Here is a 14,074-nt window from a genome sequence, read left to right on the forward strand (position 1 = left end):
CACAATCGGACGGATGTCGCCGGCGTGGCAACTTCAGATTCAATTTCGGAACAGGAGATCGCGCGCGAGATCATCCACATGTGCCACCGCGTTGAGCGCTGTCCGCAGCTGCTCGCGAGCCCGGGGGGACAATTGCTTGAGCATGACCGCGTTGGAGGGCGGCAGGCCATGCCCGACGTCTTCAACCTGCTGGGCCAGGATCAGGTCGAGAAATATATTCTGCGCCTCCATCAGGGCATCGAGATCGCTTTGGCTGGCGTTCACGAGGGCCTTGACGCCCGCCAGCCGCGCGGGCGTCGATCGGTCCATCACGTGGTAGCGGAGCGCGATGGCTCGCGCCGCGGCAACGAGGCCGAACAGGCCGGCTGCCTTGAGATCGATGCGCCCGCCCTCGGAGCGGATTCCGCCGAACCATCCGAGGCTGGCCGGAATCCTCACGGTGTCGACCAGCAGCTTGGCGAACGCCGCCTGCCCTTCCGCAGCATCGTAGGCCGCCTGCCTGACGGCCACCGCAAGCGCCCCATCGCCATGCACGGCGCGCAAGTCGAAGAAAATATCGACGGACAGGAGATCCGCCGGACTGGAACGGGAGATCCAGTGCTCGACACGGCCCTGCCATGTGGCGAGCGAACCGCGCCAGGCCGCGTTCTTTGCCATGACCCCGCCCTTGCAATAGGGCACGCCGGCCTCGTGCAGGATATCGGCCACGTGCTCGCCGAACGCGGCAAACCAGCGGTCTTCGGGGCCGTCCGGCGCGCCGCGTTCGAAGATCACGGCATTATCCTGGTCCATCGCCAACAGGCTTTCGCCGCGGCCGGCGGATCCGAGCACGACCAGCGCATAGGGCACCGGCGGCTCGCCGTGGCCGTGCCGCTGCATGATCTGCTCGGCAATCACCGCGGCCTGACGCGTGAGTTCGCCGAGTTCGCGCGAAATCACTTCCGCGATCTCGCGGCCGGACAAGCCTTCCTCAAGCAGGCTTGCCGCAAGGTGCGGCAGCTTCGCCCAGGCTGCGGCAAGCCCGTGCGCATCCGTGGCATCCTCGATCTCGTCGTCGAGCGACACCGCCGCTCCGGCGCGCGAGCGCAGCAGATCGCGCGCCGACAATGCGCCGACGATCCGGCCGCCCTCGTCGATCACCCCGAGGTGGCGGATCCTGCGCCGGCTCATCCGGCCGATGGCCCGATAGAGAAAGGCGTCCGCGGAAACCGAGATCAGAGGGCTCGCCATGATTCGCTCGGCAGGCAATTCGAGCGCGGCAGCACCGTGACGGTCGATCGCGCGCAATACGTCGCGCTCGGTGAGGATGCCGGCGTCGACGGCCTTGATACCGTGCGTCGCGGCGTGCAACCCGCCGACATAGACGGCCGATATCTTCTCGCCCGCCATTCGGGTCACGACCTCCCGCACCCGGATATCCGGTGCCACGAAAATCACCGGAGCCCGCATGATGTCGCGGATGCGGCGGCGAAAGGCGTAGGCATCGAGGCGCCGCAACGTCCTCTCGGCGTCCACCCGGGACGGCGGCTCGACGGCTTCGACCCATCCGAGCCTGGTCTGATCGTCGAGCAGGGCGGTGAGCGCGTGGCAGGCCCGCTCGGCCTCGGCGACGGTGCGGATACCGTGATCGCGCAGCTTTGGCACCAGCGCCCGGAACACCTTCGCCGAAATCGCAGCGTCGCCCAGCGCCGTGTGCCGATCGAGGATTTCAACTCCGAGCCAGATCGCGACCTTCTCCAGCGCGTATCCGGCCAATTCCGGCGCGGCGATTTGTGCGAGCAGCCGGGTGTCGAGCGTTCGGGGGCGCTGCCACGGCAGGCCGGCCAGCTGGCACTCGCGCTTCCAGACGGCGAGGTCGAATCCGATCGTGTGCCCGATCACGATCCTGGCGCCGAGATATTCCAGGAAGCGCGGCCACACCTGTGCGAAGGTCGGCGCCCCGGCGACCGCCGTATCGTCGATGCCGTGAATCTTCGTGACGCCTCCGGGGATCGCCTCATCGCCCGGCCGGATCAGTTGGCGAAATGAATCCCCATCGACCAGTTGGCCGGCCTCGAGGCGCACCGCCGCCAGCTCGATGACCCGCGACTTGCGCGGGTCGAGCCCCGTCGTTTCGGTATCGATGACGACGGCGTCGAGGCCCAGAAGCGGTGCGCCTCCTAGCGTGCGGTCCATCGCCCCTCCATCCCGGCCGTCGCCGTTGGCGCCTAGGCCGAATCGACCGTGCTCAATGCCTGTCGCAGCGCCGGCAGATCCGCACGCGCGACGAATTCGTCATGGATATTGCACAGGCTGACGCTGAGATAGTTGCGCGTGGTCGCAAAGTCGCGGCCGCGCAGCTTCTCGTGAATCGGCATCATGGAGAAATAGGCTTGCGCAAGCGGGTCGGGAATGTCCATGACGCGCTTGGGCGCATGCCCTGCCACTAGGTCGAGCCGGTGAGCCAGCTCGCTTCGCGCCTTGTGCCAGGCTTCCTCGCCGACCGCAGGGGATATCGGGTAGCGGTCGAGAACCGAAACGACGATCTGCGTCAACCGGTCGAGAAGCTCGCGGCGCTGCGTCCCCGCCCCCGGAGCCATCACACCCTCGATCATTTCGCCGACCATGGACAGCCCGAGCGGAAACGCCTGCCAGCGCGCGCGCTCCACGGACCAGGCGAACCCCTCCTCGGCGAACAATACTTTCGAATAATGCCCGGCCCGGGCGCGCGAATATTCGTAGATCCCTTTTTGGGTGATGAATGCCGATTGAGCGTCGATGAAATCCGCCAGCGCATCGAGGTCGCGGATGGGAGGCGGCCGCTGAAACAGCCTTTTCAACAACTTCATCGTGGTTCGATCCTGCTGGTGTATTCCGGCTTATCCCGCGTTTCGGCGGCGACTGCAAAGCCTTGCCGTTGTGGCCGTGACTGCTGTTCGCAGCCGCAACATCCGTTATCGTCGAAAGTATTATAAAGGCTTTGCCGTTCCAGATGTTAGCTTTTGCGAAATCCGACAGCCGTCCAAAAACAAGAACGGCCGGAAGGGCTCGCGCCCGCGGAATGCGGGTGGGAGCGGCGGCATGGGGGGGCCGTGGTGGGAGTTGCTTTACCCCTCGACTTTGAATCACGGCACTCGCTTGCCGTCGCTTATAGAGGAATCGCAGCCCATGCCTGAATCCACCGACCTTACACAACGGGAAGAAGCCCACTGGCGCAAGACGACGCGCCTGATGCTGACGCATCTCGGTATCTGGTTCTTCTTCGGCTACATCATCCACATGTTCGTGACGCCGCTGAACAAGATCGTCATTCCAGTCCTCGGGTTCCCGCTCGGCTTCTACATGGCTGCGCAGGGCTCACTCATCGTCTTCGTGGTCATGCTGTTCGTCTTCGCAAGACAGCAGGAGAATATCGACCGCGAATTCGGCTTTGAAGAAGAAGAGTAGGGAGCTCCGAAATGGCTACGGCAGCAAAGGGAAGCTCCGACTTCCTCAACAATCTCGGCAAGGTCTACGGCTATTACACCGGCGGATTCCTCGCCTTCATCATCCTGCTCGCGGTGCTCGAGCAAGTCGGCGTGCCGAACAAGATCCTCGGCTACCTGTTCGTGTTCTTCACGCTGGCGGTCTACGCCATCATCGGCGTGCTGTCGCGAACGGCGCAGGTCTCTGAATACTACGTCGCAGGCCGCAGCGTGCCGGCATTCTACAACGGCATGGCGACCGGCGCCGACTGGATGTCGGCCGCGTCGTTCGTCGGCATGGCCGGCACCCTGTTCCTGCTCGGCTATGACGGCCTGGCCTGGGTGCTCGGCTGGACCGGCGGCTTCGTGCTGGTCTCGATCCTGATCGGTCCGTACCTGCGCAAGTTCGGCGCCTACACCGTGCCGGACTTCCTGTCGTTCCGCTACGGCGGCAACTTCGCCCGCGCCCTCGGTGTGATCGTGCTGGTCGCCTGCTCCTTCACCTATGTGACGGCGCAGATCTACGGCACCGGCCTGATCGCCTCGCGGTTCCTCGGCATGCAGTTCGAGCTCGCCGTGTTCGCCGGCCTGGTCGGCATCCTCGTCTGCTCGATGCTGGGCGGCATGAGGGCGGTGACCTGGACCCAGGTGGCGCAGTACATCGTGCTGATCATCGCCTACCTGACGCCGATCGTGATCCTGTCCACCAAGAACTACGGAATCCCGATTCCGGAACTCACCTACGGGCAGGCGATCGCCGACATCACGGCGCGCGAGCAGGAGATGCTCAAGACGGGGCTTGCGACCGCAGCCGGCCTGAAGCCGCACATTTCGCCCTTCATCAACTACAGCCCGCTGAACTTCTTCGGCATCATCCTCTGCATGATGGTGGGAACGGCGTCGCTGCCGCACATTTTGATGCGCTACTTCACCACGCCTTCCGTGCGTGAAGCGCGCGTCTCGGTCGGCTGGTCGCTGCTGTTCATCTTCCTGCTGTACTTCTCGGCCCCCGCCTACGCTGCCTTCTCGAAGCTCGAAGTGTACACCAACATCATCGGGCGCGACCTGTCGGCCATCCGACCCTGGCTGTTCAACTGGGGCGAACTGGGACTGATCAAGATCTGCGGACAGAACGCGGCCAACCTCGATGCCATCATTGCCGCCTGCAAGGCGATCGCCGGTCACCCCGGAGTCGTCCGGCTGCAGGACTTCGTGATCAATACGGACGTGATCGTGCTCTCCACGCCGGAGATCGCGGGACTTCCCTACGTGATCTCGGGCCTGGTCGCCGCCGGCGGTCTCGCCGCAGCTCTCTCCACCGCGGACGGGCTGCTGCTCGCGATCGCCAACGCGCTGTCGCACGACGTCTACTACAAGATGATCGACCCCAACGCGCCGACGGCGCGCCGGCTGATCGTCGCCCGCGTCCTGCTGCTGGTCGTCGCGGTCGTCGCCGCGGCAACGGCTGCGACCAAGCCGGCGGACATCCTGGCCATGGTCGGGTGGGCGTTCTCCCTGGCGATGGCGGGCAACTTCCCTGCCCTCGTCATGGGTGTGTGGTGGAAGCGCACGACGTCAACGGGCGCGGTCGCCGGCATCATCGCCGGGTTCGGGCTGTGCATATTCTACCTGGTGGTGAGCCGGTACTTCCCGGGCGCCGGCGTCAAGTTCTTCGGCATGACGTCGCTGCTCAACCCGGTGAGCGGGGCGCCGCTGGTCGACATCGTCAAAGCCATGGCGCTGCCGAACGCGATGGAAAGCTTCCCGACGCTGGCCCATCCGCTCGCGAACAAGGTCGGCTGGTTCAACCTCAACAACATCAACTGCGGATTGTTGGGCGCGCCGGTGGGTTTCTTGACGATCATCGTCGTCAGCCTGCTGGGCAAGGAGCCGTCGGCAGAGATGCAGGCCTACGTCGACGAAATCCGCAAGCCGCGGGGACGGACGGTGCTCGAAGAGAAAACGACCTGAGAGCGCGGTTCTCGCAATTTGTGACCAACGGGGCCTTTCGGGGCCCCGTTTCGTTTCAAACGGCCCACACACGGCTTGCCGAAGAACCCGGCGATTGACATGGTGAGGGAGCCGGGCGCCGGCAGTCCGCAAACCCCGACCATGGAACGGCGAGTGGCGTGACGGAACTGCCGAGGGGAGATATTCTTGGATACCGCAACTTCGATCGCGAGCTACTGGTACTTCCACCTGCCGAACTTCGTGCTGGCAGTCTTGATGTACACCATGCTCGGCCGTTTCCTGCTCGGCCTGATGGTGGATGCGGATTCGCCCAATTACATCTGGCGCGCGTTCTGCCGCCTCACCGATCCGGTGATGTCGGTGATATCGGCCGTCACCCCCAAGGTCGTGCCTCCGGCGCTGCTCTGGCTGTTCGGCTTCGTCTGGATGTTCTGGCTGCGTGTGGCCTTTCACTACACGCTGCTGCTGCTCAACCTTGCTCCTCGCGCCGCCGGAGCAGCGTCATGAACCGCCAATTCTATTTCATCGGCATCGCCTTCTTCGGGATGATCAACGGCATCTTCAACCAGCTCGCGCTGATATTCGCGCTGCTCTACGTGAAGCCGCTGGCCGGACCGCTGCTGTTCGACAACCTCTCGCTGACGCTGATGTTCGCCTCGCTGATGGTCTCGACGGCGACGGTGATCCTCGGAGGCATACCGGCTGCGATCTACGAGAGGGTCACCGGCGCCAAGGAATCCAGCAACGTGTCGCTATGGATCTGGCTCGCCGGGACGGCGATCGCGACCTTGCCGGCTGTGGGCAACTTCATCCAGATCGGCCTGTAAAATGGGTCTGTCCGGGTTGAGGGGCGCGCCTTCAGGGCCTAAACTTTAGTCGCATTGCCGCGCAGCCATGGATTGCATCGCAGCTTTGGAAGGACCCGGCTCGGGGCGTGGAGTCCGAATCGTGGAAGAAATTCGCCGTGTTGCCTACGCGATTGTGCTCCGCGCCTGTGGATTTGGCTCGCTTGCGATCTTCTGCGTGATGATCGGTCTGTCCTTCGCCCCGCGATCGGCGTTCCAGGCAGGCGGCTTCCTCAGCATGGTCATGACGCTCGTGCTTCTGCTGAAAGCCTATGAGGCGAGGACCAAGGACCACCGCCGCATGGAGATGTGGCTCTATCTCCCCAAGGAACGGCGGCCACCGCAGGCCCACGCGCAACAGACCATCTCGGCGGTGATGCGCGAAACCTATCTTACCTTCGCGCGATGGAGCTCATTGATTTCCGTGATCCTGTGGACGGCGGCGTTGCTGTTCTCGCTCCTTGGACTTTGATCCCGCCTGCACCCGAGGTATCGGCGCGCCGATTTGGCCGTGCGATCCTGCTGGGTCTATGCTCCAGTCGATCCCATGAACTGCAGCACGATCTCGCGCCGGTGCGGGCGCGCGCGATGCTCGGCGACGTAGATCCCCTGCCATGTGCCGAGCGCCATGTCGCCGTTCAGCACGGGTATCTGCAGCGAGGTTCCCGTCAGCATGGTTTTGACGTGCGCCGGCATATCATCGGCGCCTTCCGTATCGTGCAGCCATCCGGCGTTCTCGGGCGCAAGGCGGTCCAGTGCGGTGGTCAGATCCTTCAGCACCGATGGATCGGCATTTTCCTGGATGGTCAGCGAGGCCGAGGTGTGGCGGATGAACAGCGTCACCGTGCCCCCGGTGGCGCCGACCTCGCGCAGAAATTTTGCGACCTCGCCGGTGATATCGAAGAAGCCGGCTCCGGGCGTCTCCACGACGAGTTGCGACGAGGTAATCGTGACTGCGCCGACGGCGGTGGGTAAGGAGCGGGAAACCGATCGCGGCCGCGTCAAATCTTGCCCCCGGAGACGTCTTTCTGAATGCGGTTGGCCATTTCGATCAGCCGCCGCCAGGCGCGCTCGAGGAACGACATCACGCGGTCCATGTCCTGATCGCTCGGCAAGGGGATTTCGATCTTGCGCTCGCCCTCGGCCACCTTGGGCTCGGGCTTCCTGAGCGAGTCCGATTTCGGCAACGCATCCTCGCTTTTGCCAGCCACCGGGCCCTCGCGCTCCGCGAGCTGCGCCTTGAGTTTTTCATTCTCGGCCTGCAGCCGGCCGATCTCCGCATCCAGCGCCGCGCGCTCGTCCGGCACCGCGTAGCAGGCCCAGCCGGCGCCGGAATTGGTGCAGGTCGAGACCGTGCCGGTCTTGGTGTCGAGCCGCAGCACGCCGCCATCGCCGGCGGGCGACAGCGCATAGCGGCCGTTCTCGGTGTCGGGTCTGGTCTGCGCGAAGGACGGCGCGCTGCCGAGGAGGAACGCCGCGGCGGCGATCGACAATTTCCAAGGCAACTTCCAAGGCAACGTCGCGATGCGCATCGGCTTGCTCCGCCTCAATGGGTAACGTGACGTACCCTACACCCAGTGAGCTATGGGCTTGCGGCCCGACTTCAATGTGTCCCCCGAAGAGCGGAAACGACAGTCGATTCGGCGCGGCGAGAAGGCTCGGGCGGGCCGGGCGGTGGAGCGATTTCGGCCATCCCGGCCGATTCATCGGAGGTCTGCCGCCGACGTTCCCGTTATGCCGACTGCTGCACTGCGGCGACCGCTCCACAGGCGGCGTCGCCTTGTTCTAATAATACCAATAAAATCAGATATATAGACGGTTATTACGCAATCTTGACTTGCTAAGACACCGTCAGTATGGTCCGCGCGGCTTTTGAGGGTGGCGGCGTAATTTCCATCAACCGCAGCATCGTTTAGTGTCCGGCCGACATGGCCAAGGACACCGACGACAAGGCGAATGGAAACAAAACGTCTTCCGACGAAGCCGCGCTTTCCGCAAGGCTCGGAAGTCTGGACCAGCGATTGTCCAAAATTCGCGACAACCGCAAAGTCGAGACTGATCAATCCGGAACCGAAAACGGAGACAGTGCAGCCAGGGCATCGGCCATGGCGCGCGGTTTCCAGCTTTCTTCGGAGCTGATCGCGGGCGTTGTCGTCGGGGCTGCGATTGGCTGGGGATTCGACAAGTTGCTGTCGACATCGCCGTTCGGTCTCATCGTGTTCTTTCTGCTCGGCTTCGTCGCCGGCGTGGTCAACGTGGTGAGGTCGGCGCGGCGCGCCTGACCCCGGGCAAGCGCTCAAGCGCCGGCGGAAGTCAGGACATTTGCAATTCGATTGCCGGCAGCATGCCGGCGGACCAAGGCCCGCGCGGATGAAAATCGACCCGATTCATCAGTTCAACATCGAGCCCCTCCTCACGCTCGGCCAGATCGGCAAGCACACGATCGCCATCACCAACTCGACCGTCTACATGTTCGTGGCCGTCGGCATCATCGGCCTCCTGATGTTGGCGAGCGGCCGGCAGCTCATCCCCGGCCGGATGCAGTCGATCGCGGAAATCTCCTACGAGTTCGTCGCCTCCACGATCCGCTCCACCGCCGGCTCGGAAGGCATGAAGTTCTTCCCGCTGATCTTCTCGCTCTTCATGTTCATCTGCGTCTCGAACCTGGTGGGCATCATCCCCTACACCTTCACGGTTTCGAGCCACATCATCGTCACCGCGGCGCTGGCGCTGCTGGTGTTCTTCACCGTCCTGATCTACGGCGTCTACAAGAACGGGCTCAAGTTCTTCTCGATCTTCGTGCCGCACGGCGTTCCCGTCTACATCCTGCCGCTGGTGATGTTCATCGAGATCCTGTCGTTCTTCCTGCGCCCGGTCTCGCACAGCGTGCGTCTGTTCGCCAACATGCTGGCCGGCCACATCGCCCTGAAGGTGTTCGCAGGCTTCGTCGCCATGCTCGGCGTCTCGCTCGGCACCGTCGGCTGGATCGGCGGCGTGATGCCGCTGGCGCTGACCGTCGCGCTCACCGCGCTCGAGCTGCTGGTCGCGTTCCTGCAGGCCTATGTGTTCGCGATCCTCACCTGCATCTACCTCAACGACGCCATTCATCCGGGACACTAAGCGGTTCCGGGGATTACCACCCCTCACCTTTCTTTCTCTCAAGGAGCTAAAAATGGAAGCGGCAGCAGCTAAACTCATCGGCGCGGGCATCGCGTGCATCGGCATGGGCGGCGCGGGCGTCGGCGTCGGCATCATCTTCGGCAACTACCTCGCCGCGGCCGTGCGCAATCCGTCGGCTGCCCAGGGCCAGTTCGGCAACCTGATCTTCGGCTTCGCCGTGACCGAAGCGCTCGGCATCTTCTCGCTGCTGATCGCGCTGCTCCTGCTGTTCGTTCCGCTCTGAGCGGCACCCTTTCGCGCCGCCTGCCACAGGGCGGCGCGCATGACAGCAACAGGAGAACTCCATGGCCAGCGATGCAAAAGGCCAGAAGACCGGTGCACACACCGAGGCCGACGGCGGTCATCACGGCGGCGGCTTTCCGCCGTTCGAATCGACCTACTTCGCCTCGCAGCTGGTGTCGCTGGCCATCGCCTTTGTCGCGCTCTACATCCTCGTGTCGCGCTTTGCGCTGCCGAAAGTCGGCGGCGTGATCGAGGCGCGTGCGAACGCGATCGAGGGCGACCTGGCGCAGGCGCAGAAGCTGAAGGACGAGTCCGACGCGGCGCTGAAGGCCTATGAAGGCGAACTGGCCTCCGCCCGCTCAAGGGCGCAGGCGATCGGCAACGAAACCCGCGAAAAGCTCAATGCCTCCGCGGAAGCCGAGCGCAAGGCGCTGGAAGAGAAGCTCGCGGGCAAGCTGGCCGATGCCGAGAAGCAGATCGCGGCGACGCGCACCGCGGCGATGGGCAATGTCCGCAGCATCGCGGCGGACGCGGCCGGCGCCATCGTGCAGCGGCTGACCGGCGCCGCGCCGGATGCGGCCGCGGTCACCAAAGCCGTCGACGCCTCGTTGAAGGGATAAGTGATGTTCGCCCAACCGGAAACCTGGGTCGCGATTGCCTTCGTCATCCTGATGGCGGTGTTCGTCTGGCTCGGCATTCACCGCACCGTGCTGACGGCGCTCGACCACCGCGCCCAGCGCATCAAGGCCGAGCTCGACGACGCGCGCCGCCTGAAGGAAGAGGCCGCCAAGCTGCTCGCCGACTACCAGGCGCGCCGCGCCAGCGCCGAGCGCGAGGCGCAGGAAATCGTCACCAACGCCAGGGCCGAGGCCGAGCGCATCGCGGCCGAGGCCAAGACGCGGATGGAAGACTTCGTCGCCCGCCGCACCAAGACCGCCGAGAACAAGATCGCTCTTGCGGAGGCCCAGGCGCTGGCCGACGTCCGCGCCGCCGCGGCGGAAGCAGCGGTTGCCGCCGCCTCGACCGTGCTGTCGCAGTCGGTGAAGGGCTCAGTGGCCGACGATTTGCTCGCCAGGGGCATCGCCGAAGTGAAGTCGAAGCTGAACTGACCGCCTCATAAATCTCGTTGCCAGAAGCCGGCGGAAACGCCGGCTTCTTTGTTTGTTGTGATCGCCCGCGCAGGTGATCAAGTATTCCAGAGACATCTGTGATCGATCGAGAGGCCGCGGCGTACTGGGTCGCCCGGTCAAAGCCGGGCGACGACAGGCATCCTATTTCTTCTTCGTCCTGGCCTTCGGCTCGGGCTTGAGGGCCTGCGGGTCGAAGCCGACATAGAAGATGTAGCTGTCGCCGACGGCACCTGAGGGCGCCGGGTAGACCAGGTCCTCGGCAACCAGCACGAAGGGGACGCTGGCGTCTTCCGTCATCTCCACGGTGGTCTGGTAGGCCTTGGTCGCGATCACCTTCTCGCCGACGCCGCCCTGCACCACGGCAACGCGCAGCGGCACCTGGACGCTCGGCGGCGCTCCGGCGGGCCCGGCGATGACGCGGCCCTGGATGCCGATCCGCGCCGTGATCTGGCCGGCATTGATAGTGCATTCCCGCGCGATCTTGCCGATGGTGGCCTGATAGCGCAGGTCGTTGCCGACCGCCTCCTTGCCCGGCGCACCCACCTTGAAGGTCGCAGCGCCCGCGCGCACGGTGACCGGCGGACAGGTCAAATCGTTCTCGCCGGTCACCTCGGCCGGCGCCTGCGCAGGCTTCTCCTCGGAACTGCCGCCGCCGAACAGGTTCTTGAACCGGTCGGTCAGCGATTGCGCTCCCGCGGGCGCAGCAGTGAGGGTCAAGCCGACGGCCGCAACAGTCGCCGCAGCGATGGCACGCCTGATCACAGGTTTGTCACCCATGGATGTCCTCGATCGTTTCATCGACGTCTCCCCCCGGGCCGCGCTTATAGCAAGGCAATGTCGGCGAACCCAAGGCGCCGCCGGCGCGGCGCGCTCGGGTCCTTGTTGGGCACGATCCCAGCGCAAACGCTTCGCGTTTGTCGCGGGAAAACCGCTTCACACCTTTCCGGGATCATGCCTACCCCCGGAAATCCTCGTGCAGCAGGCCGAACAGCAGGTGGTCTTGCCAGACGCCGTTGATGCAGAGGTAGCGCCGCGCCAGCCCCTCGCGGGCGAAGCCGCATTTCTCCAGCACCCGGATCGAGGGCGCATTGCTGGGGATGCAGGCCGCCTCGATGCGGTGCAGATTGAGCTCGCCGAACAGCGTCGGCAGCAGCACCCGCAAGGCCGCGGTCATGTAGCCGCGATGCGCATGGGCCTCGCCCATCCAGTAGCCGATGGTGCCGGCCTGCACGATGCCGCGCCGGACGTTGGCGAGGGTGACGCCGCCGAGCATGACGCCGTCGGCCTCGCGGAAAACGATGAAGGGGTAGGAGCGGTCGGCCGCGATATCCTCGGCATAGCGGCGCAGCCTTCGCCGGAAGCCCGCGCGGGTCAGGTCGTCGGACGGCCAGATCGGCTCCCAGGGCGTGAGGTAGGCACGGCTGCTTTCGCGCAGCAGCGCCCATTGCGGATAGTCCGTCATTTGCGGCGCGCGCAAGAGCAGTCCCTGGCCGCGCGGCATCAGCGCGGCCGGCCCGCTGGATGGCAAACGAAACAGCGCCATAGCTCCCCGCCCTTACTTTGGTTTGAGCATGATCTTGTCCGAAAACCGGCATCCACTTTTCGGGATCATGCTCAGTGCAACAGGGTCTTCGCCTTCGAACGCGTCAATCCTTCCGCAAAAGACACCGCCGTGTCCAGACCCCTGCCGCCGCCGAGGGCGACCACGGCGGGCCGGCTGCGCGTGAGCAGCCCCTGCGCCGCCTTGCGGGTGGATTCGACGCTGACGGCGTCGATCCGGGCCACCAGCTCTTCCACCGCCAGCGGACGGCCGTAGGCCAGCACATGGCGGGCCAGCTGCTCGGCGCGGGAGGAGCAGCTCTCCAGCGCCATCAACAGCCCTGCCTTCATCTGCGCCTTGGCGCGGGCGACCTCGGCTTCGCTCAGGGTCACGGCGGCCTCGTTGATGACGTCGACGATCACTTCCATCATTTCCGGCGCGTCGGCAGGATCGGTGCCGGTATAGAGCCCGAACAGGCCGGTGTCGGCATAGGGCGCGTGGAAGGTGTAGATCGAATAGCAGAGCCCGCGCTTTTCCCGGACTTCCTGGAACAGGCGCGACGACATCCCGCCGCCCAACGTATTGGTGAAGACCTGAAGCGAATACAGCGACAGGTCGCTCTGCGGCACGCCCTCCAGCGCCAGCGTCAGATGCGCCTGCTCGAGATCGCGGTGCACCACGCGCGATCCGCCCTTGCCGAACTGTGCTGCTTGCGGCTTCGGCCCGGCAGAGGCCTCGAAACTTGCGAACTTTTTTGCAGCCTCGTCGACCACGCGGGAGTGTTCGACCGCGCCGGCGGCGGCCACCACCATGTCGGGCCCGCGGTAGTGCGTCGAGAGATAGCCGCGCAGCATGTCGCGGTTGAACGATTTCAGCGTTTTCGCCGTGCCGAGCAGCGAGCGGCCCATCGGCTGCTCCGGAAAGCAGAGTTCGTTGAGATGCTCGAACACGACGTCGTCGGGCGTGTCCTGCGCAGCCCCGATCTCCTGCACGATCACGCTCTTCTCGCGCTCGAGCTCGTCCGGCACGAAGGAGGGATTGGCGAGGATGTCGGCGAGCACGTCGAGCGCCAGGGTCACGTCGGCCTTCATCACCCGCGCATAATAGGCCGTGGTCTCGGTGGAGGTGCCGGCGTTGAGATCGCCGCCGACCGCCTCGATCTCCTCGACGATCTCGCGCGCGTTGCGCTTGCTGGTGCCCTTGAAGGCCATGTGTTCGAGCAGATGCGAGATGCCGTGCTCGTTCGGCTTCTCGTCGCGGCCACCGACGCCGGCCCAGACGCCGAGCGCCGCCGTCTCCAGATGCGGCATGGTGTCGGTGATGACGGTGAGGCCGGACGGGAGTTTCGAAACTGCGACGCTCATCCGGCCACCCCCTGCCTGGCGGCGCGGCTGACCGACAGCACGAAGCGCTCGATCTCGGCGGCATCGTTCTTCATCACCTTGACCTGTTCGGGCCTGGTCATCAGCCCGTCCAGCCAGGCCGGCAATTGCGGACGCACGCCGCAGGCCGCCTCCACCGCATCGGGGAATTTCGCGGCATGCGCGGTGGAGAGCACGATGTTGGGGATCTTCGAGTCCGAGGTGTCGCGGTCGGCGACCGCGAGCGCGACCGCGGTGTGGGGATCGACGAGATCGCCGGCCTCGCGCCAGGCGGCGCGGATCGCGGCCGCCGTCTCGGTCTCGTCGGCGCGACCGGCGTCGAACTCCTCGCGGATCGCCGCCAGCATGGCATCAGGCAGCA

The 14,074-nt window shown here is 65.0% G+C and carries 17 protein-coding genes and 1 pseudogene; 10 read left to right on the top strand and 8 right to left on the bottom strand.

Translation table 11 applies throughout. The annotated features are described in order from the left end of the window. Positions 1 to 39: 39 nt before the first annotated feature. Together ACT4OC_RS19010 and ACT4OC_RS19015 are read right to left on the bottom strand one after the other, a co-directional pair. On the bottom strand, positions 40 to 2,175 hold the full coding sequence (locus ACT4OC_RS19010) for a DUF294 nucleotidyltransferase-like domain-containing protein (RefSeq protein ID WP_444840572.1): 2,136 nt from the start codon (positions 2,173 to 2,175) through the stop codon (positions 40 to 42). Between the two features lie 32 nt (positions 2,176 to 2,207). Further along, positions 2,208 to 2,828 (bottom strand): hypothetical protein, encoded by a 621-nt coding sequence (locus ACT4OC_RS19015; protein WP_444840573.1) that lies wholly within the window; start codon positions 2,826 to 2,828, stop codon positions 2,208 to 2,210. 319 nt (positions 2,829 to 3,147) lie between these two features. On the opposite strand from ACT4OC_RS19015, the gene ACT4OC_RS19020 reads away from it, so the two are divergent. From ACT4OC_RS19020 to ACT4OC_RS19040, 5 genes are all read left to right on the top strand, one after another. Further along, complete coding sequence (locus tag ACT4OC_RS19020; protein ID WP_444840574.1) at positions 3,148 to 3,426, top strand: DUF4212 domain-containing protein; 279 nt, start codon at positions 3,148 to 3,150, stop codon at positions 3,424 to 3,426. A gap of 11 nt (positions 3,427 to 3,437) precedes the next feature. Then, positions 3,438 to 5,414 (top strand): sodium:solute symporter family protein, encoded by a 1,977-nt coding sequence (locus ACT4OC_RS19025; protein WP_444840575.1) that lies wholly within the window; start codon positions 3,438 to 3,440, stop codon positions 5,412 to 5,414. A gap of 186 nt (positions 5,415 to 5,600) precedes the next feature. Further along, positions 5,601 to 5,921: a hypothetical protein gene (locus ACT4OC_RS19030; RefSeq protein ID WP_444840576.1), complete on the top strand. Its 321-nt coding sequence runs from the start codon at positions 5,601 to 5,603 to the stop codon at positions 5,919 to 5,921. After that, positions 5,918 to 6,241 carry a hypothetical protein gene (locus ACT4OC_RS19035; protein ID WP_444840577.1) on the top strand — a complete coding sequence of 108 codons (324 nt, stop codon included), beginning with the start codon at positions 5,918 to 5,920 and terminating at the stop codon, positions 6,239 to 6,241. The genes ACT4OC_RS19030 and ACT4OC_RS19035 overlap by 4 nt, the downstream gene beginning before the upstream one ends. 121 nt (positions 6,242 to 6,362) lie before the next feature. Continuing rightward, positions 6,363 to 6,731 carry a hypothetical protein gene (locus ACT4OC_RS19040; protein WP_444840578.1) on the top strand — a complete coding sequence of 123 codons (369 nt, stop codon included), beginning with the start codon at positions 6,363 to 6,365 and terminating at the stop codon, positions 6,729 to 6,731. A gap of 56 nt (positions 6,732 to 6,787) precedes the next feature. Here ACT4OC_RS19040 and ACT4OC_RS19045 read toward each other — a convergent pair whose 3' ends face one another. Next, positions 6,788 to 7,264, bottom strand: a complete 477-nt coding sequence (locus ACT4OC_RS19045) for a secondary thiamine-phosphate synthase enzyme YjbQ (protein ID WP_444840579.1) — start codon at positions 7,262 to 7,264, stop codon at positions 6,788 to 6,790. Next, positions 7,261 to 7,791, bottom strand: a complete 531-nt coding sequence (locus ACT4OC_RS19050) for a hypothetical protein (protein ID WP_444840580.1) — start codon at positions 7,789 to 7,791, stop codon at positions 7,261 to 7,263. The genes ACT4OC_RS19045 and ACT4OC_RS19050 overlap by 4 nt, the downstream gene beginning before the upstream one ends. A 396-nt stretch (positions 7,792 to 8,187) precedes the next feature. On the opposite strand from ACT4OC_RS19050, the gene ACT4OC_RS19055 reads away from it, so the two are divergent. The 5 genes from ACT4OC_RS19055 (at position 8,188) to ACT4OC_RS19075 (ending at position 10,770) form a co-directional block, all read left to right on the top strand. Then, positions 8,188 to 8,541: an AtpZ/AtpI family protein gene (locus tag ACT4OC_RS19055; RefSeq protein WP_444840581.1), complete on the top strand. Its 354-nt coding sequence runs from the start codon at positions 8,188 to 8,190 to the stop codon at positions 8,539 to 8,541. Between the two features lie 88 nt (positions 8,542 to 8,629). After that, the gene (locus tag ACT4OC_RS19060; RefSeq protein ID WP_444840582.1) at positions 8,630 to 9,379 is read left to right on the top strand and encodes a F0F1 ATP synthase subunit A; all 750 of its coding nucleotides are present in this window, start codon (positions 8,630 to 8,632) and stop codon (positions 9,377 to 9,379) included. Positions 9,380 to 9,431: 52 nt separating this feature from the next. Continuing rightward, entirely contained in the window at positions 9,432 to 9,662 is a 231-nt protein-coding gene (locus ACT4OC_RS19065; RefSeq protein WP_291602905.1) for a F0F1 ATP synthase subunit C, read from the top strand. A gap of 61 nt (positions 9,663 to 9,723) precedes the next feature. Further along, a complete protein-coding gene (locus tag ACT4OC_RS19070) occupies positions 9,724 to 10,281 on the top strand; it encodes a F0F1 ATP synthase subunit B family protein (RefSeq protein WP_444840583.1) in 558 nt (185 codons plus the stop codon). Between the two features lie 3 nt (positions 10,282 to 10,284). After that, complete coding sequence (locus ACT4OC_RS19075; protein ID WP_444840584.1) at positions 10,285 to 10,770, top strand: F0F1 ATP synthase subunit B family protein; 486 nt, start codon at positions 10,285 to 10,287, stop codon at positions 10,768 to 10,770. A gap of 162 nt (positions 10,771 to 10,932) precedes the next feature. On the opposite strand, the gene ACT4OC_RS19080 is transcribed toward ACT4OC_RS19075, so the two are convergent. The 4 genes and pseudogenes from ACT4OC_RS19080 to ACT4OC_RS19095 form a co-directional block, all read right to left on the bottom strand. Beyond that, complete coding sequence (locus ACT4OC_RS19080) at positions 10,933 to 11,568, bottom strand: hypothetical protein (protein ID WP_444840585.1); 636 nt, start codon at positions 11,566 to 11,568, stop codon at positions 10,933 to 10,935. Positions 11,569 to 11,746: 178 nt separating this feature from the next. Next, positions 11,747 to 12,334, bottom strand: a complete 588-nt coding sequence (locus ACT4OC_RS19085) for a GNAT family N-acetyltransferase (RefSeq protein WP_444840586.1) — start codon at positions 12,332 to 12,334, stop codon at positions 11,747 to 11,749. A 71-nt stretch (positions 12,335 to 12,405) separates the two neighbouring features. Beyond that, positions 12,406 to 13,695, bottom strand: a complete 1,290-nt coding sequence (locus ACT4OC_RS19090; RefSeq protein WP_444840587.1) for a M16 family metallopeptidase — start codon at positions 13,693 to 13,695, stop codon at positions 12,406 to 12,408. Next, positions 13,692 to 14,074: pseudogene (locus tag ACT4OC_RS19095) on the bottom strand (threonine synthase); the annotation flags it as partial. The pseudogene ACT4OC_RS19095 and the gene ACT4OC_RS19090, both read right to left, overlap by 4 nt.

It is taken from the genome of Bradyrhizobium sp. (genome assembly GCF_052389815.1).
Lineage (GTDB): Bacteria > Pseudomonadota > Alphaproteobacteria > Rhizobiales > Xanthobacteraceae > Bradyrhizobium.